A 25,269-nucleotide genomic window follows, 5' to 3' on the forward strand; every position below is an offset into this window, starting at 1 on the left:
CCGCACACAAACCGGGAATTCCGCTCGAAACTCCTAGCCCACGCTGATTCATCTTCACAATCCACGAACTACCTGCTGAGACTATTTCGGATTGAATCAGTCGCATTTTTCTCCAAGCAACTCCTAGCGACCTCTAAAATTCTCTATTCAACGCCGCTGTTTTCGACAATGCTTCCGGCCTTTATGAAATCATTTTGCCTGCTGACTTTTCTCTCGTTGTCCATTGCAACGTTGTTGCCAGATAGCGCCGCCGCTGCGCCACTTGAACTCAAGAAAGGCGACCACATCTGCCTAATCGGCAACGCGCTCGCCGACCGGATGCAGCATGATGCCTGGCTGGAGACGCTCATTTACGCGAAGTTTCCGAAGCAGGATCTCGTCTTCCGCAATCTCGCCAGTTCCGGTGACGAAGTCACCACCTGGCATCGCTCCGAGAATTTCGGCTCGCGCGACGAGTGGCTGACGAAGACCAAGGCAGACGTGATCTTCGCCTTCTTCGGCTTCAACGAGTCTTTCAAAGGCGAGGCGGGTCTCGACAAATTCAAGCAGAACCTCGACAAATTCCTCAAGGACACGAAGGCAAAAGATTTTTCCGGCAAGGGCGCGCCGCGCATCGTCTTGTTCTCGCCCATCTCCAACGAAAAACTTTCCGACCCCAATCTCCCTGATCCATCGCCCAACAACGGCAATTTGAAGCTTTACACCATCGCCATGGTCGAGGTGGCCAAGGCCAACGACGTTCCCTTCGTGGACCTCTTCTCCATTTCGCAGCGACTCTACGCCGAAGCGGCCAAGCGCGGTCAATCACTCACGTTCAACACCTTCCTCCTCACCGAAGCCGGTAATAAAGCGCTCGCCCCGGAAATCTTTCATGCTTTGTTCAACGAGAATCCGCCCGGTGGTAATCTCGAAAAACTCCGCGCCGCCGTTTTGGAGAAAGATGCCATGTGGCGCTCCCGTTATCGCACGGTGGACGGCTACAACGTTTATGGCGGGCGTTCCAAACTGGAATTTCCCCGGGCCGGCAAAGACTCCGAGAAGATTACTAACTTCCAGATCATGCAGGAGGAAATGTCGCAGCGCGACGTGCTGACCGCGAACCGCGACCAGCGCATCTGGGCCGTGGCCAAAGGCGGCGACCTCAAGATCGATGATTCGAATCTGGCGCCCGTCGAAAAATTTGAATCGAACAAGCAGGACGTCAAACCCTATCTCAGCGGCGAAGAAGCCATCAAACACATGACCCTCGCCAAAGGTTGCAAGGTCAACCTCTTTGCGAGCGAAGAAAAATTTCCGGAACTGGTAAACCCGGTGCAGATGGCGTTCGACACGAAGGGCCGCCTCTGGGTCGCCGCCTGGCCCAGTTACCCCGAACGCACGCCGACCAGCACGGTTGGCGACAAATTGCTCGTCTTCGAGGACACCAACGGGGATGGCAAGGCCGACAAGGTGACGCATTTCCTCGATGATCTGAACTGCCCGACGGGATTTCAGTTTTACAAGGACGGCGTGCTCGTGATGCAAGCGCCGGACTTGTGGTTCGTCCGCGACACCAACGGCGACGGCAAGGCCGATTGGAAGGAGCGCGTGCTGATGGGCATGGACTCCGCCGATTCACATCACACCGCCAACTCCATGGTGCTCGATCCGGGTGGCGCGACGTATCTCAGCGACGGCGTCTTCCATCGCACGCAAGTCGAGACCGCCGACGGGCCGGTGCGCAACGAGGACGCGTGCATCTACCGTTTCGAGCCGCGCACCTACAAGTTTGAGCGCTACGTTCCCTACGGTTTCGCCAACGCGCACGGGCGTGTTTTCGATTACTGGGGCAATGACATCATCACCGATGCCACAGGCAACGAGAACTATTTCGGTCCGGCGTTCAGCGGCCACCTCGATTACCCGGCGAAGCATCCGCACATGCAGACGTTCTGGAAACAACCGTCGCGCCCATGCCCCGGCACCGGCATCATCTCCAGCCGGCATTTCCCGGAAGAGTTCCAGGGAAATTTCCTCAACTGCAACGTCATTGGTTTCCAGGGCATCTTCCGCGCGAAGGTCACCGAGCAAGGTTCAGGCCTGAAAGGCGAGACGATCGAAGATCTCGTGAAATCGGACGATCCCAACTTCCGGCCGACCGGCGTCAGTGTCGCCCCGGACGGCTCGCTCTATGTTCTCGACTGGTCGCAACAACTCATCGGCCACATGCAGCACCACATCCGCGACCCGAACCGCGACCATCAGCACGGCCGCATCTATCGCATCACTTACGAAGGCCGCCCATTGCTCAAACCGTCGAAGATCGACGGTCAGCCCATCGAGAAATTGCTCGACCTGCTCAAAGAACCTGAGAATGACGTGCGCACGCGGGCGAAGATCGAACTCGGCAAACACGACAGTGCCAAAGTCATTGCCGCGCTGAACAAATGGACCGCAAACCTTGATAAGAACGACAAGGCGTACGAACATCACATGACCGAAGCGCTCTGGGTGCACCAATGGATGAACATCATGGATGAAGACCTGCTCAAACGGATGCTCCGCTCGCCCGATTATCACGCCCGCGCCGCCGCCACGCGTGTCCTCTGCTACTGGCGCGACCGCGTCAAAGACCCGCTGGCGCTGCTCGAAGTCCAGGCAAAGGACGAAAGCCCGCGTGTCCGCCTCGAAGCCGTGCGCGCTTGCAGCTTCTTCAAGACTGCCAAGGCGGCGGAAGTGGCGCTGGCCGTGCTCGACAAGGAAGCTGATCCGAACAAACCGGATTACTACATCAAGTATTGCCTCGACGAAACGATGAAGGCCCTGGACAAGTATGTGAATGTCCGCTGAACTGAAATCGGCAGTAAACTCCAGTTAGTGGTCATTTTGCGCACATGACACAACAACAATTCAACGTGCTTCTATGCGTCTATGCTCTTGTTGTAACCCTCGGCTTCGTTGTCGGAAAATTTGTTTTACTGCCCGATCACGTTGTAAGTGCTAAGCCCAACCGGATGGATATTCTTCGTGGGAAGTCCAAGTTTTATCTCGCAGTGTTTACTCTTGCAAACACATTGGTCATCGGATGTGGAGTTGTAGGATTCATCGGGATGTTTTTTCTCTGGCAGTTCGCGCCTTGGCTTTTTGCCGGGAGCATTACAGGTAAGATTTTTCTGTTCCCTACTACATTCTGGAACGTCAGAAGTGGATTGGACCATATGGTCAACGAAATTGAGCTATTGCTTGACGGGATTATTCTGACTCTCGTGTTCTTCGGACCTGCTAGAAATCTCTTCTTCGGCACATGACTAGATTTCTCACGCTGTTGGTGGTGCTCACGTTGGCCCCATCGCCCTTCCACGCAGCCGAGGAGCCGCTCAAGAAAACATTCTTTTTGCCGAAAAGCCCGGCGGCGGCGGCCTACGTTCTCGGTCGCCTTTCGAACAAGGAACTCATCGAAGCGCCGCGCAGTGAATTTGTTTACGTTGCGCTGCTGCAACGCAAAGGATTTGAGCGCAAGTACCGCGTCGAAGCGCTGGAGGGCCTTGCGAAAATCCGCAACACGGACACGTTGACCGAGTTGATCCGCGCAATCGCGGAGTTGGACAAGAAAGGTGAGGAATCAGAGCCGGTGTTGCGCGACCTCACCGCGTTGTTACTTCAAAACAAACCCGCCGATCTCGCCGCCAAGCGAACTGATCTCGAAAAGCTGGCCACCGACGCGCAGTTGGCGTTGACCCGCCAGATCGGTTACGCCGCGCTGGTCACTGCGGACGGCTCCGCTGACAAAGCGTGGCAACAAGTAGAATCGAACCCAACGAAACTGTCGGATTTGCTTCTGTCCATCCCATTGATTCGCGACGCGAACCTTCGTGCCGCGCTTTATCCGAAAATCGAGCCGCTCCTTCACAGAGCCGATCCCGCTGAAGTCCGCCGTGCGGCGATCACCGCCGTCGCCGCCGTGCCCGGTCACGACGCGGAAACCTTCAACACACTGGCCGCGTTGGTGAAGTCTGGAACAGAACGCGCCACCGTTGTCGCGAGCCTTCAGCGACTGCCGCGCAAGTCGTGGCGCGCAGACCAAGCCGAACCATTGATCGAAAGCCTAGTGGCGTATTTGCAAAGCGTGCCGGTTGATAAGCGCACGGAGCCGGAGATGGTCAGCGCGTTTCAGTTCGCCACGGATTTGACATCGATGTTGCCGCCGGAAAAAGCGACAACCTTCGCCAAGACACTTCGCGCGCTGGGCGTGAGCGTCTTTGTCATCCGCACGATCCCCGAACAGATGCTTTACGACAAATCGCTCATCGTCGTCGAAGCCGGCAAGCCGGTGGCGATTGTTTTGATCAACGATGACGCCATGCCGCACAACCTCGTGGTCACAATGCCTGGCGCGGTTGAGGAGATTGGCACCGCCGCGGAAAAAATGTCTCCCGAACCCGACACGCAAGGTCACCTCTACATCCCACCATCCTCAAAAATTCTTCACGCCACGAAACTCGTCGATCCAGGCCAACAGACCAAACTGAGCTTCACCGCGCCGACGGAGCCGGGCGACTACCAGTATGTCTGCACGTTCCCCGGCCATTGGCGGCGCATGGTTGGCACGCTCGCCGTGGTCAAGGATGTGGAAGCATATCTGGCCAGCCACGCAACTGCCCAACCGAAGTTGACCGAATGGAAGCTCGACGACCTCGCGCCCGACCTCGCCAAAGCAAGCGCCGATCGAAACCTTGCGCGTGGCAAAGACCTTTTCACCAAGCTCGCCTGCGCGTCGTGCCACAAACTCGGCGCGGACGGAGTTAATTTCGGCCCTGATCTGACCGATGTGCTCAAACGGTATAACAACAATCGCGCCGAAGTGTTGCGGCAGATACTCGAACCATCGCTCGTCATCAGCAACCGCTACCGCAACGTCCAGTTCGAACTCAAGAATGGTGACGAGATGCTGGGCATGGTTGTGAAAGAAGATGCCGACACTCTAACCGTACAGACAGGGCCATCTGATGCGTTGATTCAAACCCTAAAAAAGTCCGACGTGAAATCGCAGCAACCACAAGGTTCTTCGCCCATGCCGCTCGGATTGCTGAACCTGCTCTCGAAGGAGGAAATTTTTGACCTGCTCGCCTACTTGGAGTCCGGCGGCAATCTTCGACCGCACAAACACGAGCCTTAACCTAACCGAAACAGGTGAAGTCGGGGAGCGCGCCCGCCACGGGCGCAGCCGACGACGCCCTCGTCGTCGGCAGGAGTGCATTAGCCGGTGAACCAAATGATGTGTGCGCCCTGAGAAGGGTTCGGCGCGATGGCGCGCCGAACCGCAGCCGGGGCGGCTGCGCTCCCCACACGTTTCAACCGCATCGTTCGATACGTGGGTGTCGCGGTTCGGTGGCGGAGGTCACGATCTCACCGTGGCTCATCAATTTCCTTGGCTGCAATTCTGAGCAGGGCTCTTAATATCCTCGCCGTGAGAATCCGCCTGGCCATTGTTTTGATGCTGCTGGTCGTGAGCGCCGCGTCGCCGCAGGCGCCGCTGCTTCAACTCGATGACCTCGATCCGTCCGTCCAGCAATGGCTGCGCGAGAACCTCGATGACCGCGTGCTGCAGGCGTTGACAGAAACGGACCAGGAACGCGCCCGAAAATTGTTCGATGACCTGCTGCGGGATTTGCAGAGCGAGGATATTTACGACCTTGGACCGTTGAAAGAAACCGCGACGGTTCTGCTCCCGTTGCTGCTGCAATTCGACGAGACACGTCCCTATGCTGAATGGCTGCAAACCCGGCTCGACTATCTCGAAACCTCGGCCGAACTGCGGCGCAGAATGCAACCGCCTCCGCCAAAGCCCGGCGTGCCCAAGCCACCACTGCCGCGCCCATCATTGCAACTCCAGCGCTCGGTCTGGGACAAGCAGTTGGAGAAACGTCCCTTGCCGCCGCACGCGCAAACTTATGTGCCGCGACTCAAACCGATTTTCGTCGCTGGAGGCGCGCCGTCACAACTGGTGTGGCTGGCGGAGGTCGAGTCATCTTTCAATCCGGGTGCAAAAAGTCCAGCGGGCGCCGCGGGGATGTTCCAACTGACACGACCCACGGCAAAGCGACTTGGTCTTTCGACCTGGTTGCCGGATGAGCGGCTCAACGCGGAAAAAAGCGCGCGGGCCGCGGCCAAATACTTGCGCTACCTGCACGGTCGTTATGGTGACTGGCGACTCGCCCTCGCGGCTTACAACGCCGGTGAGAGTCGCGTCGATGTGCTGCTGAAGAAATACAAGACGCGCAGCTTCGACGCCATAGCCAGTCACCTTCCGGCAGAAACGCAGATGTATGTGCCCAAGTGCGAAGCGACGTTGAAAAAGCGCGAAGGGCTGACTTTCACTGAACTAAAGTTGCCGAAGGTGTGAGCGCGCAGTGGCGGCGATTACCTTCAGTCCAGCCGCTTCACGCGGATGTTTTTGTAGCGGACGACACTCTTCGGATCATGCGCCTGAAGCGCGAAGGTGCCTTCGTCGAGCTTGCGCGTGTAATCCGGGCGCGGTTGGGCACCGGGCGGCTCATTGTATTCGAGGACGATTTGTCCGTCAACTTTCACGGTCACTTTGTTGCCTTTGACGGTGATCTCCTGCGTCCACCATTTGTTGTCTTTCGCGGGAGTGGAGGCGACATTCACAACATCGTAGAGGCTACCGGTCTTTTTCCAATCACCGTGGCTGACGTTCACTTGCGATTCGAAGCCGTACTTCGGCCAGCTCCGGTCCTGATAGCGCGTATGAAAATAAATGCCGCCATTGGAATTTGGCTCCGTCATCACGTCCACGCGCAGGATGAAATTTTTGAACGGCTTGGGATCGCCTACGTAATACAGATGGTCGGTCTTGCCGTGGGCGACGAACGCGCCGTCCTCGATCTTCCAGGTGTCAGGGCTGTCGATGGAGGCCTTCCAACCGTTGAAGGTTTTACCGTCGCAGATGGTCACGAAGCCCTCCTCGGATTCTGCGGCGTTGAGGCGGGCAATGGCGATGCAGGCAAGAGTAAATATCGTCAAAAATTTGAATTTCATGGCGGACACTTTAGACGAAGGTGACTTGGAGGACAATCGGAATTTTAACTTGATTGCCGAAACAAATTTCCGGATAGAAGTATGAAAAGCCCTCACCCGGCCTTCGGCCACCCTCTCCCCATCGGATGGGGAGAGGGACGGGGTGAGGGGCCATCCGGAAATCAATTTTGGCAAACAGTATGACAGCCCTGCCAAGAACTAGCCGCCGAGGTAACGAGGCGGACGAAAGGTTGCAATTGCTTGGGGAAGTCCGCCTCATTACTTCGGCGGCTACGAGCGAAGCGGGTCTTTTCCAACGGTCTGTCAATCTCGCAGGACGTGGCAGGTGTAACCACCAGGGTTTTTCACAAGATACTTCTGATGGTAATCTTCTGCCGGATAGAATTCCGAGGCCTTGGTGATTTCCGTCACGACCGGTCGCTTGAACTTGCCTGATTTGTCCACCTGCGCCTTCACGCGCTCCGCGGTCTGCTTCTGCTCGTCGCTCGTGTAGAAAATGGCTGACCGATACTGCGTGCCGATGTCGTTGTGTTGCTGGTTGAGCGTCGTGGGATCGTGCATGCGGAAAAAGTAACCGAGCAATTGTTCGTAACTCAGTTTGGCCGGATCAAACACCACCTGAATTGCTTCCGCGTGACCGGTTCGCCCGGTGCAAACTTGCTGATAGGTCGGATTTCTTGTTGTCCCGCCGCTGTAACCCACGGTCGTTTCGATCACACCGGGAAGCTTGCGGATGATTTCCTCCATGCCCCAGAAGCAACCGCCCGCCAGAATCGCCGTCTCCTGTTTCGTGGTCGCGGAAGATTTGTCCGAAGAATTCGAGCCTGCGGATGCCTTGATCAAACCCGCTTTCACGAACGGTTCAAGATACGCCGCATAGCCTTCCGCTTCCATCTTCTCAACCGGCACGAAGCGCAGCGACGCCGAGTTGATGCAGTAACGCAAACCACCCTTGTCGCTCGGTCCGTCGTCAAACAAGTGGCCCAGATGCGAATCCGCTTCTTTCGACCGCACCTCCGTCCGCACCATGCCGTGCGACACATCCTTCTTCTCGACGATTTCCGCCTTGGCTACCGGACGTGTGAAGCTCGGCCAGCCGCTGCCGGAATCAAACTTGTCCAGTGAACTGAAAAGCGGCTCGCCCGACACCACATCCACGTAAAGGCCAGGCTTGTGATTGTTCCAATACGCATTGCGGAAGGGCGGCTCTGTGCCGCACTGTTGCGTGACGGCAAATTGTTCGGGGGACAATTTTGCTTTCAACTGCTGCGGATCTGGTTTCTTGAAATCCTTCATATTGCCTTGCTGGTTCGTTGATGCGCCAATTTGTTGCCCGGTGCCCTTGCTGCTGATGACCGCGACAAATCCTCCCGCCAACAGAATGGCGGCAGCAAATCCTGTAATTTTGACTGAATGCATGTTTTTCATATTCCAAAATCTGCACGCCAGGAATATTCCTGGCGCACCATAATATAAGACGCGCACGCCGACGAGACCTTACAGCAGAGAGTGGATCCGTTCAACCCCAACGGGGCGACGCAAAGCGGAGCTGACTTGCTTCTTCATTCGGGAATTCCCACCCCGCCTTCGACCACCCTTTCTCCACTCGATGGGCCGAGAGCCGGCGGGGCGGGGTGCGTGACTCGCTTTATCGACCCTCTCAAGCAATGGATATAACGCGCTGCTGTCGGCGGCTGCTTTCACGGGCCCAGACTTTTGACTTTTTCATTTCCTTTCTTTCCGTAATGCTGAGGCGCATGGAGTTGACGCCGTGGATGGCCGTGGCTGGGCTGGTCGTGCTTGCCGGTGCGAGTTTCTTCTTCGCGCTGGCTGAGACGGCGCTCTTTTCCCTTGGCAAATGGCAGGCGCGCCAACTGGCCGAGCGCGAATCGCTGGCGGGCGGCCGGGTCTTGCGTCTGCTGGCCGAGCCGCAGGATTTGCTGGCGACCATGGTGCTGGGCAACACGTTCGCCAACGCCGCGCTCCTGGCCATCGCGCTTTGGATGGCCTTGAACGGTCACTGGCCTTTGAGTGTCACGTTGGCGGCGGTCTTGCTTTTGATTCTGTTGGGCTGCGAGGTTTTGCCCAAGACGCTGGCCGTGCGTCAGGCGGAATACTGGTCGCTGCGGGTCGCGCGTCCGCTGTTGTTCCTCCAGGTGTTGAGCCGGCCGTTGCGTCAGATCGCGCAGCGTTTGAACATGGCCATGCTCCAGGCCGTGGTGCCGGAGTCCATCAAACCACATGGGGCGTTGTCCGACGCGGAGTATCAGGAGTTGCTCGAACTGGCGTATCAACAAGGCACGCTGGCCCAGTCCGAGAAGGAAATCATTCTGCAGATCATCAGTCTGGACCAACGCACGGTGAAGGAAGTGATGAAGCCGCGCTCGCAGATGGCTTGCCTGTCGGATGAACTGTCGATCGAGGAAATGATAACCGCCGCCCGCCGCTTCAAGCATCGCCGCCTGCCCCTCTACGACGAAACGCCCGACACCATCGTCGGCGTCCTGAACACGCGCGCCTTGTTGCTCGATCCGCAGATTGATCTGGCGGATGCGATTGAATTCCCGTCCTTCGTTCCCGAGACGATGAACTTGTTGCAGTTGCTCAAGAGTCTGCAACGGCAGCAGCGTGGGCTGGCGATCGTGCTGGACGAATTTGGCGGCACCGCAGGGTTGGTGACGATGGAGGACATTCTGGAAAAAATGGTCGGCCAGATCCGCGGTGAAGGCGAGGCCGAAGGGTTTGTGATGGAAAAACTCCAGCCGGGCCGCTGGCGGGTCAACGGCACCATGCGGCTGGACGATTTCCGCCGCGAATATCCGGAACTCGGCGAGGTGTCGGAGGTGGAGACGCTCGGCGGCGTGCTGATGGATCAATTGGGCGTGGTGCCGGCAGCCGGAGAAGCCATCACGTTTCGCGGGTTGCGGTTGACGGCGCGGGTGGTGGACGAACGCCGTGTCCGCGAATTGCTGGTGGAGGTGGTGAAATGAGGCCGGTCGTCCATTCAAGAGCCACGGTCCTCATTGCTCCGCCGGACGGATGTGGGATTCTGCAAAGATAGCCATGGAAAACAGGTTTCTTATTGTATCGACCATCGTCGCGTGCCTGGCCTCGTCGTTCTTCTTTTCCGGGATGGAGGCGGGGGTGTTTGCGCTAAGCCGGGTGCGCATTCGGCAGCAAATGCGGGCGGGCAAACGATCCGCCCGATTGCTGCACGGCTGTCTGGAGAACCCGGAGAATTTTCTGTGGACCATTCTGGTCGGCAACACCCTGGCGAATTTCATCGCACTGGGCTTGATCGTGGCGGAGTTGCACCAGCGATTGAGCCTTCGTCCGGCGTGGTTCGTGTTCGTGTTTCTGGTGGTCGTGTTTTTCCTCTACGCCTTTGGTGATCTGTTGCCCAAGATGTTGTTCCGGCTTTTCCCGAATCGTCTTTGCCTGCTGCTGGCCCGGCCATTTCGATTCATCCATGTGGGCTTGTCGCCGTTGGTCGCGTTGCTGGAACGCAGCTCGCGCTGGCTGTTGCGCTGGACCGGCGGGAAAGTGTTCACCGGCCACCTGTTCGGCAACCGTGATGAATTGCGGCTGGTGATGCAGGAATCCGCACAGGGTCTCACGTCGGAGGAACGGGCGATGATCAATCGCGTGCTCGACCTGCAGAACCTGTCCGTGCGCCAGATTGCGATCCCACTGTCGCAGGCTGCCGTCGTCACGCCGCAAACGCCGATGAGCGAGGTGCTCGCGCTCTGCCGGGAACGCCAGCTCACGCGGTTGCCGGTCTGGGAACAAAAAGACGGGCAACGGCGGATGGTCGGCCTCGTGAGCTTGAAGGAACTGCTGTACCAGTCCGACTTCAACACGACCCGGCCCGTCGCCGACTTTGTGAAGCCTGCGCTCTACCTGGACGAGGATTTGCGGCTGGAAGTGGCCTTGCGGCGGATGCAACGCAGCGGACAGCGGCTCGCCATTGTGCTGGGTCGTAACAAGCGCGAACTGGGCATCGTGAGCGTACAGGACATTCTCAAGGTCATCTTCGGAGAGGTGACACTCTGACATGGACTCGAACGCTCTCTTGTTGATCGCGTTGAAAATCCTGGCCGTAGCGGTGCTCGTCCTGCTCAATGGCTTTTTTGTCGCGGCTGAGTTTGCGCTGGTAAAAATCCGCGACACGCAACTCACGCCGCTCGTCAACCGCGGCCATCTGCGCGCGAAGGTGGCGCGACTTATTCTCCAAAAACTGGACGCGTTTTTGAGCGCCGCGCAATTGGGCATCACGCTGGCGAGCCTGGGTCTGGGCTGGGTGGGCGAGCCGGTGTTCACCGCGTTGCTCGCTCCGGTGTTGGGCTGGCTGAACGTGGCCCCGGACTGGCAACATTGGATTTCCTTCGTCGTTGGATTCTCCACGCTCACGTTCCTGCACATCGTGGCCGGCGAACAAGCCCCCAAATGGCTGGCCATCCAGAAACCTTTGCCGACCACCGTCTGGATCGCTTATCCGATGCTTTGGTTTTACAAGGCGTCCTATCCCTTTGTCGTGGCGCTCAACCGCTCAGCGCAAGGGCTGCTGCGGCAGGTCGGGTTGGAACCGGGCGTCGAGACCGAAGCGCTGCATTCCGAAGAAGAGTTGCGCTTGTTGCTCTCCGCCTCCCAGATGCGGGCGGGCGGTTCGGCGCTCGGACGGGAGATTGTGCTCAACGCACTGGATTTGCGACGGCGCATCGCCCGCGAAGTGATGCGCCCGCGCAATGAAATTGTCAGTCTGGACACGGACGCCAGCATCGCGGAATGCCTCGACGTGGCGGAGAAAACCCGCTACTCGCGTTTCCCGTTGTGCGAAGGCGGGGACCTCGACAAAACCCTCGGCGTGATTCATATCAAGGATTTGTATGCCATGCGTTTGAAGGCCCGGCAGGCGGCGGAGCTGACCGCCGTGGCGCGCAAATTGATCTATGTGCCGGAGACCGCGCGACTGGAAAAACTGCTCCAGCTCTTTCTCGAACGGAAACTGCACTTCGCCATCGTCGTGGATGAATACGGCGGCACGGTGGGCATGGTGACTTTGGAAAATATTTTGGAGGAACTGGTGGGCCAGATTCAAGACGAGTTCGATCAGGAGAAGCCGTTGCTGGTCAAGACAGGCGACCTGACGTGGGAAGTGGACGGGGCCTTACCGTTGCATGAATTGGGCGAGCTGGTGGGCGAAGCCTTGCGCGAGGAAGGCATCAACACCACCAGCGGCTGGGTGACGCAGCGGCTTGGCGGCTTTCCGAAAGCAGGGGATGTGTTTTCCGTGGGCGCGCATGAGTTACGCGTCGAGCAAATGGACGGCATGCGCGTGGCGCGACTGAAACTCACACGGCGGACGTGAAAAGCCAGGTTCCGCGGAATCGCCTCGGCCGCCGGCGAACCACCGACGCGATTCGACAAACCCGCCACCGCGGGCACTGGCTTGGATTGCATTGCGGGTGACGAAGCGCCGAGTTGGAGTCCAAGCTTCAGCTTGTTCCGAGGTTGAAAGGTTCGACTGGCTGAAGCCTGAACTCCAACAACTGATTCCGCTGGCGCGTGTTCATTCCGTCTCGGCACGAACAAGACGGTGGTACTCCTCGCGAAACTTTTCCACCAACGGCGACCGGCTCAACCTGTGGTTGTCGAGCGTCGTCGCCTGGACAATGCCCCATGAACTAAGCGACAGAAAAACGCTCTGCACTTGCTGAAGCCCTTTTGGAAAGATGGTGGTTTCCTGCGTTTCAATCTTCAACTTCCGGCAAATCTCCAAAACCACGGCGCGTGTTACGCCGGGCAGAATTCCACTGACCAGCGGCGGCGTGCAAACCGTATCGTTCTCGATCCAAAAAAGATTGCTGCTGGCGGCTTCGATGACTTCACCATTCGTGTTCAGCAGCAACGCTTCATCGGCACCGGCGACATCGGCTTCGGCACGGGCGAGAATTTGTGGCAGCTTGTTGCAGGTCTTGAATTGCGCGAGTGGCTCGTTCGCCGGCAGTCGAACTGATGAGGTAATCAAGCGCCATTGCGGTGGATTCTTCGGATCAATGTCAGGCGCAGAATGCAACGACATGACGACGGTGGGACGATCCGCGCCTTTGGGCGAATACCCGCGCGGCCCGACACCACGAGAAAGTGTGAGGCGCAAAAGAGATTCCGGCATTTGGTTTCGCTCGATGAGTTGCGCGGCAAAATCGCGCAGCGCATCGGGAGAAAGCGGCGGGCGCAGTTTCAGAAACTCCGCGCCGCGTTGCAGCCGCTCCAGATGTTGCGCCCAACGAAATGGTTTGCCATTGCAAACACGGATGGTTTCAAACAAACCGTCGCCGTAGAGAAAGCTGCGATCAAACACGGAGACGACGGCTTGTGCTTCGGGAACGAAATTGCCATTCAGAAAGACGAGCATCGGGATTTATTACGGTATTCAGGTCGAGACACGGAGAAAAAATTGAAACGAAATCAGGTTTCGGTTCCTTCCAGCTCGGCGTTCCTTTGGCCAAGTTGGATAGAATCCCCTTACGCCAGGAGTTTCGTCACCACTTCGCCCGCCACATCCGTCAGCCGGAAATCCCGGCCGGAAAACCGGTAGGTCAGTTTGGTGTGCTCGATGCCGAACAGGTGAAGAATGGTCGCGTGAAGATCGTTGATGTGAATCGGATCTTTGACGACGTTCCAGCCGATATCGTCCGTCTCGCCGATGATCTGCCCGCCTTTGACACCGCCGCCCGCCATCCAAATCGTGAACGCGAAGGGATGATGATCGCGGCCGGTGTTGGCCTCACGTCCGGCGCGGTTTTCGCCCAAGGGCGTCCGGCCAAACTCCGAACCCCACACGACCAACGTGGAATCGAGCAGCCCGCGTTGCTTGAGGTCTTTGAGCAATGCGGCGATCGGCTGATCAGCCATCTGGCAGTTGTGCGTCAACTCCGCGTTCAAGTTGCTGTGGTGATCCCATGATGCATGGAAGATGTTGACGAAACGGACACCGCGCTCGACTAATCGCCGCGCGAGCAGGCAGTTCGTCGCGAACGCCTTGAACTGGCCCGGCCCGCCGCCGCGGTCCGCCTTGATCTTCGGTTCTTCGCGATTGATGCCGTAAGCGTCGATCGTGGCCGCCGACTCGCCGGTTAAGTCCATCAATTCTGGCGCGGCCGTCTGCATGCGGAACGCCAGTTCGTAAGCGGCGATGCGGCTGGCGATTTCCGGGTCGCCAACTTGTTTGTGGCGCAGCCTGTTCAAATCATTCACCGTGTCCAAACCGTAATGCTGCATCTCGGGCGTGATGCCGGGCGGGTTGCTGAGGTTCAACACGGGATCGCCTTGATTGCGGAACAGCACTCCAGCGTGCGTGGATGGCAGAAAGCCACTCGACCACAACGACGCGCCGCCGCTGGTGCCGCGTCCGGCCGTGAGCACCACGTAGCCCGGCAGATTTTGCGATTCGCTGCCCAGGCCGTAAGTCATCCACGCGCCCATCGTCGGCCGCCCGAACACTGGCGAGCCGCACTGCATCATGAGCTGCCCGGGATGATGATTGAACTGATCCGTGTGCATTGAGCGAATCCACGCGACGTCATCGACACACGTCGCGAGATGCGGCAGCAGATCGGAAATATCCATGCCGCACTGGCCGTATTTCTGAAACTTGCGCGGGCTGCCCATCAACCGCGCGCCTTCCTTTTGAATGAACGCGAACCGGACTTTCTCCAGCATTGAATCGGGCAGTTTCTGTCCGCTCAATTCGTTCAGCTTCGGTTTGGGATCGAACAAATCCATCTGGCTCGGCGCGCCTTCCATGTAGAAGAAAATGCAATTCTTTGCCTTGGGCGCGAAGTGCGGCGCTTTGACGGACAGCGGTGTGGTCGGCGCACCATTCTTCTGCGATTCCGCGGCGAGCAACCCTTCCCGCGCAAGCAGCGAAGCAAAAGCCAGTGTGCCAATGCCACTGGCACTCGTCGCCAGAAAAGCGCGGCGGGTCATCTTGACGATCTCGCGCGGGTCAAAGTCATTCTTCATGCTCAATTCCTCGTAACGAATTCGTCCAGGTTCATAATAACACGACCCAACGCCACGAGTGTCGCTTTTTCCGCGTCGCCCTGCGAGGCATCTCCGTTTGCGCCGAGGATTTTCGCGGCGCTTTCCGGGCGTGATTGCACCAGCCGCAGTTGATCATCGTAAAGCTTCATCAGGCGATTCATTTCCGCCTTGGTCGGTGCGCGTGACAAGCAAAGTTCGAAGGCGCGTTTGATGCGCCCATCCGTCCCTACCGACCCTTCAGCCACGCGTTTGCCCAGCGCCTGCGCACACTCGAAGAAGACCGGATCGTTCAACAGTGTGAGCGCTTGCAAGGGAGTGTTGGAACGTTCGCGGCGTGTGCAGGTCACGTTGGAGTCGGGCGCGTCGAAGGTCATCAGCATCGGGTACGGCACGGTGCGTTGGAAAAAAATATACATGCCGCGACGATATTTCTCCGCACCGTCGCTTTCCTTCCATCTGATCGAATTGGCGTAGCCGAGCGCGGCGATGTCTGCCGGCAATGGCGGCCGGATGCTCGGCCCGCCGATGGCGGGATTCAGCAGACCACTCGCGGCGAGATAAACGTCCCGGACGTTTTCAGCTTCGAGCCGCAAACGACTCTGCCGGGCCAGCAGGATGTTGTTCGGGTCACGATCCAACAAGTCGGGTCGGTGGTTTGAAGACTGACGATATGTCGCCGATGTTACGATCAGTTTGATCATCTCTTTCTGGCTCCAGCCGCAACCTGGTTGAGGGTTGAGAGTTGAAGGTTGAGAGTTCAAAGGGGACATGAACGTGACGGCCAACCAGTCGAGCAATTCAGGATGCGACGGTTTCTCGCCGCGCGTGCCGAAATCGTTCAGCGTGGCGACGAGGCCGCGCCCGAACAGGTGATTCCAGATGCGGTTGACGGTCACGCGCGCGGTCAACGGATTGGCCGGGTCCATGATCCAGCGCGCCAGGTCGAGGCGGTCGGGTTTTTCACCGCGCGGTTTGAGCGGTGGCAAGATTGCGAGCGTGGCGGGCTGGACTTGATCGCCGGGGCGGAGGAAATCACCGCGAAGGTGGATGGCCGTTTTGCGCGGTTTGTCGTTCTCAGCAAGTGTCTGCGCTTTGGTGTCCGGAAACTTTGGTTCTTTCCTGGTATGCTCCAAAACCGGTTTGTTCAGCTCTCTCGCTTCGGGATCAACTTCCTCGCGAAAATAGCGCGTCAATTCCGCCTTCTGTTTTTCGGTGCGCTGGTCGGCGGGCGTCTCCCAAATCGCGATGATCTCATCCGATATCAAACTGGCTTTGAGCGGACGCGGCGATGAAGTAGCGGAGAGACGAAAGTCACCGATGGTGTGTTCCGAACCGTATTGCTGGTCAAGCGTGAAGCTGAGTTTGGCGCCAGGAGTCAAGTTGAGCGTCTCTTTGGTTTCGAACACGGCGACGTGCGGTTGGTTGGTTTGCGGAATGATGGCCCAGCCGGTTTGCGGGTCGCCGTCGATCGCCGCGGCCACCGACCAGTTCTTCTGTGAGAAATCGGCGGAAGGGTTTTGCAGCGGAATGGGCTGCGCGGCGCTTTCATTGCCCGGCTCACTGACTTTGACGGAAAACTCCGAAAGAATAAAGTTACCGTCCTTCGCCCGGCCCGGACCTGTGGCGGGGTCTTTATCATCCAAGGTTTCAAGTCGGAAGCCGGTGATATCCTTCAGGTCGGTTTTGACTTCCACGGTGTAAGTATCGGTTGCGGGATTCTTGAACGCCGTCAAAATAGATTTATTGGTTTGCGTCTTCAACGTCGCGCCGTTGGCCGAAACAGCGAGCTTCGGTTCAAGCCTCGTCCAGCGCACCGCGGTCAGTTTGCCGGCATTTTCCCACTCCGCTTGTTTGGCGGGCAATTCGTTTTTGACGTAGGTGTTGAGCGGCTTCACCAGCTTGGCGTGTTCTTCATCCCAGACTTTTTTGTCGGCTCCATATTTCGTCAATTCTTCCGGCTGCGGCGCGGGAAGGTCCTTTTCGTCGGCGTTGTTGAAGAAGGCGAAGAGCTGATAATACTCGCGCTGGGAAATCGGATCGTATTTGTGCGAGTGACACTCGGCGCAACCCACGGTCAGTCCCAGCCAGGTTGAGCCGGTCGTGTTGACGCGGTCCACCACGGCCTTGTTGCGGAACTCCTCCTGATCGACGCCGCCCTCTTTATTCGTAAGCGTGTTGCGATGAAAGCCGGTGGCCTTTTTCTGTTCCTCGGTCGCATCGGGAAACAAATCGCCCGCGAGTTGTTCGAGTGTGAATTGATCGAACGGCAGGTCGCGATTCACGGCGTCGATGACCCAGTTGCGATAGAGCCAGGCGTAAGGTCGCGGTGAATCTTTTTCGTAACCGTCGCTGTCGGCGTAGCGGGCGAGGTCAAGCCAGTGCCGCCCCCAGCGTTCCCCAAAGTGCGGCGAGGCGAGCAGCCGACCCACCAATCGTTCGTAAGCATCCGTTCGCTTGTCGTTCACAAACGCGGCCACCTCCTGCGGCGTTGGCGGCAGCCCGAGCAGATCGAAACTGAGCCGGCGAATCAGCGTGATACGATCCGCTTCGGGTGACGGTTTCAGTCTTTCCTTCTCCAACCGCGCCAGAACGAAAGCGTCGATGGGGTTGCGCACCCACTTGGAATTCTTGACTTGCGGGATCGCGGGCCGTTGAGGAGGCCGGAATGACCAATGGTCCATTTCCTTCTTGTGCACTGCCTCGCGGTCTGACGTTTGCGTCGCCGCGAGTCCACCCGCCAGCCCGCTCCAAACGCAGACCAACAACGTGACCCCGCGCAAGGCATCGGGCAGAATGTAGCGACTGGCGGCCATTTTTCGGAAATGAATTCAGGGTCAAAATAGTATCCACCCGGCTTCCGGGCAAACCTAAAAACTGCAAAGTTTGAAACCGGCGCAGTCTTGCGAATTCCGCGCGCAGCCGTAGAATCAGACGCATGATTGAACGAGTTCTCTTCGGCGTGATTGCGGCAGTACTTTCATTGGCGGTTTCCAGTCTTCCGGCTGCTGAAAAATCCCCGTCCGACCAATTGCTCGAAAAGGCCAAGACCGCTTACACAAACAACAAGCGGCAAGAGGCCATGGCACTGGCGACACAAGCTATCGAAGTGGAACCGAAGAATCCACGGAGTTACTTTGTGCGCGCCCGGTTCCACGAGGAAAGCCATGAGCCGGCCAAGGCTATCGCTGATTACGATGAGGCGATCAAACTCGATCCGCGCCTGGCGGACGCGTATCAGCACCGCGGCGGTGAACATTTCAAGCTGGCGCACATCAAGGAATCGCTGGCGGACTTCGACAAGTTCATCGAGCTGGTGCCGTCGCAGGCGCCGTATCACTGGCAACGAGGGATAGCGCTCTACTACGCGGGACGATTTGAAGAGGGGCGCAAACAATTCGAGTCGCATCAAACAGTGAATCCCAACGACGTGGAGAATGCGGTCTGGCATTTCCTGTGCGTGGCGCGCGCGGACGGTGTGGAAAAGGCCCGCGCCGCGCTGATTCCGATCAAGGGTGATGCGCGCGTGCCGATGATGGAAGTCCACGCGCTCTTCGCCGGCAAAACCAAACCGGAGGATGTTTTGAAAGCCGCCGGAGCGGGTGGGCCACCGACGTTGCGACTCAACCACCAGTTATTCTACGCGCACTTGTATCTCGGTTTGTATTTTGAAGCACTTGGCGACGACAAGCAGGCCCGCGAACACATCGCCAAAGCGGCCGGAGAATTCCAGACGGGGGACTACATGGGCGACGTGGCGCGCGTGCATCTGCAATTGCGCTGGCCGAAGGACAAATCTGCTGCGAACGGGAGCAAGTCGCCTTTATGTGAAGTTACGCTGAAGGCGTGGCTACAAAATGGATTTCGGTTTTCAGCCTGCCAACCCACCCCCAACCCCTCCCAGGAGGGGAGCAACTTTGTGGCGCGTCTGAAACCATTTCCCCTCCTGGGAGGGGTCAGGGGTGGGTTTCGGCAAGTGGAAATCCATTTGTGCAACCATGCTAATCACGTGATGTTGCCGTCGCAAAATATTCGCGCTGTGTTTGAAGATTGAGCGCCGCGAGAAAGCCGCTGGCCTTGGCGATGGTTTCGTCGTACTCGGCGGCTGCGTCTGAGTCAGCCACAATGCCGGCGCCGACGTTGAAAAAGATCTGTTGTTCCCGCCGGACGGCTGAGCGGATAATGATGCTCAACTGACTTTCGCGATTGAATCCGAGATAGCCGAGCGCGCCGGTGTACGGACCACGCGTGACCGGTTCGAGTTCGTCGATGATCTCCATTGCGCGGAATTTCGGCGCGCCGGTGATGCTGCCGCCGGGAAAACAGGCGGCGAACGCGGCGAAGTGCGTCACGTCGGAGCGCAACCGGCCTTCGACGGTGGAGACGAGATGTTGCACTTGCGGATAGCGCTCCAATCGGACGAGTTCGGGGACTTGCACGCTGCCGAATTCACAGACTTTACCCAGATCATTTCGCAACAGATCGGTGATCATCACCAGCTCGGCCATTTCCTTGGGGCTGGTCTGGAGTTCGTAGGTGAGTTGTGCATCGCGGGTCGGATCGGCGGAACGCGGGCGCGTGCCCTTGATGGGGCGCGTTTGAATGTGCGGCCCGCTCAATCGCAGAAAAAGTTCGGGCGAGGACGAGGCAATTTGAAATTCGCCGCAATCCAGATACGCGGCGAACGGCGCCGGTGAGACGGCGGAAAGTCGGAGAAAGAATTCCCAACCGGATAAATCACAATCAGCGGCGAGACGTTGAGAAAGGTTCACCTGATAAATGTCGCCGGCGCGGATGTACCGTTGCGCGCGTTCGACGGCAGTGATGAATTCGGCGCGCGTGAGATTGGAGGTGATGGGTGATGGGTGATGGGTGATGCGTGATGCGTGATGCGCGGACAGATTTGCTTTTGATTCCAGTCGGCTTTGCCACTGCGCAAGTTGCTCTTGAGCGCGTCGTTCACTGCGCGAACCGTCCACAGCAAGACCGGTGGAAACGATCCACGTCTTGCCGAGTCGATGATCAAAAACCACGAGGCTGTCGTAGAAACCGACGTGGCAGTCGGGCAACTCAAGATCGTTGATGGCGTGGCGAGGGAGCTTCGGTTCCACAAAATTCTTCAGGTCGTAGCCCCAGTAGCCGAAGCAGCCGCCCAAAGGAAATGGCAGATCGACTTCATCGAGCAGTTCGTAGCGGGCCATCAAACCGTCCAGGATGCACCAGGGATTGCCGAATTGAATGTCGCGAGTTTCGCCGGACACCAGTTCACAACGCGAGCCAAGCGAACGAAACGTCAGAAATGGTCGCGCGGCAACGAAAGAATACCGCGTCTGTGGCGAATCGAACAACGTACTGCGCAAAAGCACGACCCCCGGCTCGCCCTGCAATTGTTCGACCAACAACTCCGGCGTGTGGGCGGTTGAAATTTCCTGGATCAGGGGGCGCACTTGACTTTGAACGTTGGATTGTTCGGGGTTCACAATTTCAGATATTTTGACAGATTCTTCCCCATTTTCAATGGACTCACCAGCGCTAGATTCAACCGTTCTGGCCGGAAGAAGTCTCGAGCGACCGAGCGGATTTGAGTCGCGGTCACTTCACCGAGACGTTGTTTGATTTCCGCCGGCTGAATGATTTTGCCGTAGCCGAGCAGTTGTTCGCCCAGCCACATCATCTGGTTCTCGGTGCTTTCCAGACTGAGATCGAGCTGGCCGATCACGTAATCACGGGCGCGACGGAGTTCAGCGGCGGTTGGAATTGCTTTAGCGAGGCGGCGAAGTTCGCGCGTGATGAGTTTCAGTGTTTGGGGGAGTTTGTCGGTGTCAAGGCCGGCGGAAAGGACGAGGTCGCCGGTGTCATCAAAAAAGGCGAGCGAACTGTAAATGCTGTAAGCCAGGCCGCGTTCTTCGCGGATTTCCTGGAAGAGCCGCGAACTCGTGTTCTCGCCAAGGATCGTGTTGAGCAGGCGGAGGGCAAAGCGGCGTTCGTCGTGGCGCGAACAAGTTCGGATGCCGAGCGCAAGCTGGGTTTGTTCCGTCTTTTTGGTGAACAACCGGAGGCGCGGCTTCACCTGAGTACTTTCGGCGGGTGGGAAATGCGGGCGTTTGCCGGGAGTGAAGCGCGCGGCAAGACGTGTGATCGCATTAGCGACTTGTCGGTGCTGCAAGTTTCCGGCGGCGATCACCAGCGTGCTTCCGGTGACATAGTTGCGTCGCAGGTAGTCAAGGAAATGGCCGCGCTGCATCGCATCGAGCGTTTTTTCCGTGCCGGTGAGCGGGCGGCCCAACGGTTGATCCGGCCAGAGGGTTTCATTCAACAGTTCCTGGACGTGATGTTGCGGTTGGTCGAGATACATCGCCAGTTCTTCCTTGATGACGCCGCGTTCCTTCTCGATTTCAGCGGGATCAAACTTCGAGTTGAGGAACATGTCCGTGAGCACGTCGAGCAGTTCGTCGAAACGATCGTGGCGCGCCTTGGAATAAAAACAGGTGCTGTCCTCGCCAGTGAAGGCATTGAGGTAACCGCCGATGCCTTCAACCGCCTGCGCAATTTCCCGGGCGGAACGTTTGTGGGTGCCTTTGAACAGCATGTGCTCGATGAAATGGGAGACGCCATTCAACTCCGCCGGCTCGTAACGTCCGCCGACGCCGACCCAAAGTCCCAGACTCACGCTGGCCATGTGCGGCATTTCCGCCGTGGCGAGGGTGAGTCCGTTTTTGAGATGGGTGAGGTGATACACGGATTGGCTGAGAGTGGAGAGTTGAGAGTTGCGGGTCGTTCAATCAGGCGTAGGGCGTGGGAAACATGAGACAGGGAAGTTGCCGGGGATCTGTCTCATTAACGCCAGAGTCATGATCGTTCATGCCGCGAGGATAACAGAGCGGCCAGTTGACACAAGCAGCAGGGTGGGCTGAATGATCAGAAAGCTGTCAGCGGGCGCGACGAGAAGGAAAAACGAGAAGGAAAAAGTACAGGCCGGAGAGAAAACTCCCCGGCCTGTCTTGTGCATTGTCCGCTTACGAGCAGCCCAGGCTTTCGCCGCAGTTGAGGCACTTGTAACAAGCGCCGTTGCGCACGGCGACGTGACCGCAGTTCGGACACGTGGGCGCGTCCTGTTGGAAATGGGCGACAGTATCGCTCAGACTGGTGATGGTCCTGACCCGCACGGTGGTGCCGTGCCGCTCGTGCCCGTTGCCCCCCGACGCGGATTTCAACTCCAGGACGTCCGTGTCTTCCGACAATGGCAATTCGGGCACGGGGCGGTTGATTTTTTTCTTCAGTTCGTCCTGCAAGCCGGGGATGGCCAGCTCCGGCTGGTTGCGCGTCGCGTTGCTCGCTTCGCGATAGCCGGGAATGAATTGCACCGCCATCCAGCGGAAAACGTAATCAATGATCGACGAGGCATTGCGGATATCCGGGTTCTTGGTGAAGCCGGAAGGCTCGAAACGTTGATGCGCGAATTTCCTGACCAACGCCTCCAACGGCACCCCGTATTGCAACGCGAGACTCGTCAACGTGCCAATGCTGTCCATCAACCCGCCGATGGTGGAACCTTCCTTGGCCATGGTGATGAACAGTTCTCCCGGCTGGCCGTCGCCAAACAACCCGACGGTGAGATAGCCTTCGTGCCCGGCGATGTCGAACTTGTGGGTCAGGGCGGTGCGGGTATCCGTCAGACGACGCCGCAGGGGTTGTCCAGCCAGCGCCCGCAACTTGGAAACTTCGGCTTCAAGTTCGGCGATTCGCTTTTCCAGCGGGGCCGTGAGGTTCGCGGCTTCGATCTTGCCGCCGCCTTCGTTGGTTCTTTTTGTATTGAGCGGTTGCGAACGTTTCGAGCCATCGCGATAAATGGCGACACATTTGAGGCCCATTTTCCAAGCCTGAAGGTAGGCATCGGCGATGTCGGCCACGGTGCATTCGTTCGGCAGGTTCACGGTTTTTGAAATCGCGCCGCTGATGAACGGCTGGGTGGCCGCCATCATTTCCAAATGGGCCATGTAGGGAATGCTGCGTTTGCCCCGATAGGCCTTGAAGGCGCAATCGAACACTTCGAGATGTTCGGGCTTGAGTCCGCTCCGAACCATCTGGCCGTTGTCCTCGACATCCTCAATGGTGTCAAACGCCTCGATGTGCGCGATGATGTTTTTGATTTCGTCCTCGCTGTAACCAAGGCGGTGCAGCGCCTCGGGCACGGTGCGGTTGACGATCTTCAACATGCCGCCGCCGGCGAGCAATTTGTATTTCACGAGCGCGATGTCGGGTTCGACGCCGGTCGTGTCGCAGTCCATCAAGAACGCGATGGTGCCCGTGGGCGCCAGCACGGTGACCTGCGCGTTGCGATAGCCAACCTGCCGGCCGCGTTCGAGGGCGCGATTCCAGCAAGCGCGCGCTTCGTCCTTGAGATAATTGAATTCCTGGCTCGGTTGAATGTCCTCCACGGCATCGCGGTGCAGTTGAATGACACCCAGCGTGGATTCGACATTGTCCTTGGCCAGCGGCTTCGGGACATGCGCGCAACGGGCGTCGTCGTAGCCCTTAAAGGCTCCCATGGCGCTGGCGATTTCGGCGGACTGTTCGTAGGCGTGACCGGTCATCACGGCGGTGATGGCGCCGGCCAGTGCGCGAGCCTCGTCCGAGTCGTAAGCGAAGCCGTAGCTCATGATGAGCGAGCCCAGGTTGGCGTAGCCGAGGCCCAAGGTGCGGAAGATGTGGGAATTCTCCGCAATCTCCTTGGTCGGATAGCTGGCATTATCGACGATGATTTCCTGCGCCGTGATGAAGATGCGCACGGCGGCCTTGAATCGTTCGATGTCGAACACGCCGTCCTCGCGTTTGAACTTCATCAGGTTGAGCGACGCCAGATTGCAGGCGGTGTTGTTCAGGAAAACATATTCCGAGCAGGGATTCGTGGAGTGAATCGGTTCGGTGCCTTTGCAGGTGTGCCATTTTTGAATCGAGCCGTCGTATTGCATGCCGGGGTCGCCGCAAATCCAGGTGCCCTCGGCAATTTTGTTGAGCAAGGTGCGCGCATCCTTTTTCGCCAGCGGTTTGCCGGTCGTGATGGCCCGCGTCCACCATTCCTTGCCATCGATTGCCGCCTGCATAAATTCGTCGCTGGCGCGCACGGAGAGGTTTTCGTTTTGATACATGACGCTGCCGTAGGCGTCGCCGTTGTAAGAACCGTCGTAACCTTGCTCGATCAGGGCCCACGCTTTCTTTTCCTCCTTCTGCTTGGCGTCGATGAATTCCTCGATGTCGCCGTGCCAGTCGCGGAGGGTGTTCATTTTGGCGGCGCGACGGGTCTTGCCGCCGGATTTCACGACGTTGGCGACTTGATCGTAAACCTTGAGAAAGGACAGCGGGCCGCTGGGCCGCCCGCCACCGCTCAACTTCTCCTTGCTGGAACGCAATGGCGTAAGGTCGGTGCCGGTGCCGGAGCCGTATTTGAAGAGCATGGCCTCGCTGTACGCCAGGCGCATGATGTCCTCCATGTTGTCCTGGACGGACTGGATGAAACAGGCGCTGCCTTGCGGGTATTCATACTGGGTGTTGGCCCGCTCCGCCTCATTGCTCTGCCGGTTGTAAAACCAGTTGCCGCGGGAGGAGTGTTTGCCAATGCCGTACTGATGGTAAAGGCCGACGTTGAACCAGACCGGGGAGTTGAAGGCGCCGTATTGATTGACACAGAGCCAGGTCAGTTCATCAAAAAATACCTCCCCGTCCGCCTTGCTGAAATACCCGTCCTTCACGCCCCAGTCGGCAATGGTCCGGCAGATGCGATGCACCAACTGGCGCACGGAGGTTTCGCGCTCGGGCGTGTTTTGCTCGCCGTAAAAATATTTTGACACGACGACTTTCGTGGCGAGCATCGACCATGACTTTGGTACCTCCACATTCTCCTGCTTGAAAATCACCTTGCCGGCGTCATCGGTGATCTCGGCCGTGCGCCGATCCCACTCGAGCTGGTCGAACGGCTTGATTTCCGGGTCGCTGAAGATGCGCTGGACGCGCACGTATTCTTTTGATGAAGGCGCCCGCTGCGGAGTGGAGCGGGGCGTGGTAACCCGCGAGATGCGACGGCGGGTTTGAACTGCAGGCGACACTAACTGTTCAGGTGCGTCGATCATGGCTTGTTCCTTTTGGACTGGGTTAAATTTTGCTGCTGACACTCGTCTTCCGACCATCTCG

Annotated in this window: 16 protein-coding genes; 8 read left to right on the forward strand and 8 right to left on the reverse strand. The window is 58.0% G+C overall.

The features are described 5' to 3' along the window. Nucleotides 1-183 precede the first annotated feature (183 nt). The 4 genes from HY298_09460 (at nt 184) to HY298_09475 (ending at nt 6,382) form a co-directional block, all read left to right on the forward strand. Entirely contained in the window at nt 184-2,829 is a 2,646-nt protein-coding gene (locus tag HY298_09460) for a HEAT repeat domain-containing protein (GenBank protein MBI3850478.1), read from the forward strand. Between the two features lie 44 nt (nt 2,830-2,873). Then, nucleotides 2,874-3,287 carry a hypothetical protein gene (locus tag HY298_09465; GenBank protein MBI3850479.1) on the forward strand — a complete coding sequence of 138 codons (414 nt, stop codon included), beginning with the start codon at nt 2,874-2,876 and terminating at the stop codon, nt 3,285-3,287. Further along, nucleotides 3,284-5,155 carry a c-type cytochrome gene (locus HY298_09470; GenBank protein MBI3850480.1) on the forward strand — a complete coding sequence of 624 codons (1,872 nt, stop codon included), beginning with the start codon at nt 3,284-3,286 and terminating at the stop codon, nt 5,153-5,155. The genes HY298_09465 and HY298_09470 overlap by 4 nt, the downstream gene beginning before the upstream one ends. A gap of 291 nt (nt 5,156-5,446) precedes the next feature. Further along, nucleotides 5,447-6,382 carry a lytic transglycosylase domain-containing protein gene (locus HY298_09475; protein ID MBI3850481.1) on the forward strand — a complete coding sequence of 312 codons (936 nt, stop codon included), beginning with the start codon at nt 5,447-5,449 and terminating at the stop codon, nt 6,380-6,382. A gap of 23 nt (nt 6,383-6,405) precedes the next feature. Here the strand turns inward: HY298_09475 and HY298_09480 are convergent, their stop codons facing one another. Both HY298_09480 and HY298_09485 read right to left on the reverse strand, forming a co-directional pair. Next, complete coding sequence (locus HY298_09480) at nt 6,406-7,038, reverse strand: DUF1080 domain-containing protein (GenBank protein MBI3850482.1); 633 nt, start codon at nt 7,036-7,038, stop codon at nt 6,406-6,408. Between the two features lie 303 nt (nt 7,039-7,341). Continuing rightward, nucleotides 7,342-8,334 (reverse strand): bifunctional methionine sulfoxide reductase B/A protein, encoded by a 993-nt coding sequence (locus HY298_09485; GenBank protein MBI3850483.1) that lies wholly within the window; start codon nt 8,332-8,334, stop codon nt 7,342-7,344. A gap of 461 nt (nt 8,335-8,795) precedes the next feature. Here HY298_09485 and HY298_09490 point away from each other — a divergent pair, with 461 nt between their 5' ends. From HY298_09490 to HY298_09500, 3 genes are all read left to right on the forward strand, one after another. Then, complete coding sequence (locus HY298_09490) at nt 8,796-10,028, forward strand: HlyC/CorC family transporter (GenBank protein MBI3850484.1); 1,233 nt, start codon at nt 8,796-8,798, stop codon at nt 10,026-10,028. 73 nt (nt 10,029-10,101) lie between these two features. After that, nucleotides 10,102-11,091 carry a DUF21 domain-containing protein gene (locus HY298_09495; protein ID MBI3850485.1) on the forward strand — a complete coding sequence of 330 codons (990 nt, stop codon included), beginning with the start codon at nt 10,102-10,104 and terminating at the stop codon, nt 11,089-11,091. Nucleotide 11,092: 1 nt separating this feature from the next. Then, nucleotides 11,093-12,406: an HlyC/CorC family transporter gene (locus HY298_09500; protein ID MBI3850486.1), complete on the forward strand. Its 1,314-nt coding sequence runs from the start codon at nt 11,093-11,095 to the stop codon at nt 12,404-12,406. 201 nt (nt 12,407-12,607) lie between these two features. Here HY298_09500 and pabC read toward each other — a convergent pair whose 3' ends face one another. The 3 genes from pabC to HY298_09515 all read right to left on the reverse strand — a co-directional run bounded on the left by pabC (nt 12,608) and on the right by HY298_09515 (nt 17,897). Beyond that, nucleotides 12,608-13,453: an aminodeoxychorismate lyase gene (gene pabC, locus HY298_09505; GenBank protein ID MBI3850487.1), complete on the reverse strand. Its 846-nt coding sequence runs from the start codon at nt 13,451-13,453 to the stop codon at nt 12,608-12,610. A gap of 110 nt (nt 13,454-13,563) precedes the next feature. Next, complete coding sequence (locus HY298_09510; GenBank protein MBI3850488.1) at nt 13,564-15,063, reverse strand: DUF1501 domain-containing protein; 1,500 nt, start codon at nt 15,061-15,063, stop codon at nt 13,564-13,566. 2 nt (nt 15,064-15,065) lie between these two features. Continuing rightward, nucleotides 15,066-17,897, reverse strand: a complete 2,832-nt coding sequence (locus tag HY298_09515) for a DUF1553 domain-containing protein (protein MBI3850489.1) — start codon at nt 17,895-17,897, stop codon at nt 15,066-15,068. A gap of 122 nt (nt 17,898-18,019) precedes the next feature. Between HY298_09515 and HY298_09520 the strand changes: the two genes are divergently transcribed. Then, on the forward strand, nt 18,020-19,135 hold the full coding sequence (locus HY298_09520) for a tetratricopeptide repeat protein (protein ID MBI3850490.1): 1,116 nt from the start codon (nt 18,020-18,022) through the stop codon (nt 19,133-19,135). Here HY298_09520 and pabB read toward each other — a convergent pair. The 3 genes from pabB to HY298_09535 all read right to left on the reverse strand — a co-directional run bounded on the left by pabB (nt 19,083) and on the right by HY298_09535 (nt 25,208). Next, a complete protein-coding gene (gene pabB / locus HY298_09525; protein ID MBI3850491.1) occupies nt 19,083-20,528 on the reverse strand; it encodes an aminodeoxychorismate synthase component I in 1,446 nt (481 codons plus the stop codon). The genes HY298_09520 and pabB overlap by 53 nt on opposite strands. Before the next feature lie 29 nt (nt 20,529-20,557). Further along, a complete protein-coding gene (locus tag HY298_09530) occupies nt 20,558-21,820 on the reverse strand; it encodes an insulinase family protein (GenBank protein ID MBI3850492.1) in 1,263 nt (420 codons plus the stop codon). A 277-nt stretch (nt 21,821-22,097) separates the two neighbouring features. Then, nucleotides 22,098-25,208 carry a vitamin B12-dependent ribonucleotide reductase gene (locus HY298_09535; GenBank protein MBI3850493.1) on the reverse strand — a complete coding sequence of 1,037 codons (3,111 nt, stop codon included), beginning with the start codon at nt 25,206-25,208 and terminating at the stop codon, nt 22,098-22,100. Nucleotides 25,209-25,269 lie beyond the last annotated feature (61 nt).

The organism is Verrucomicrobiota bacterium (genome assembly GCA_016200005.1).
Lineage (GTDB): Bacteria > Verrucomicrobiota > Verrucomicrobiia > Limisphaerales > PALSA-1396 > PALSA-1396.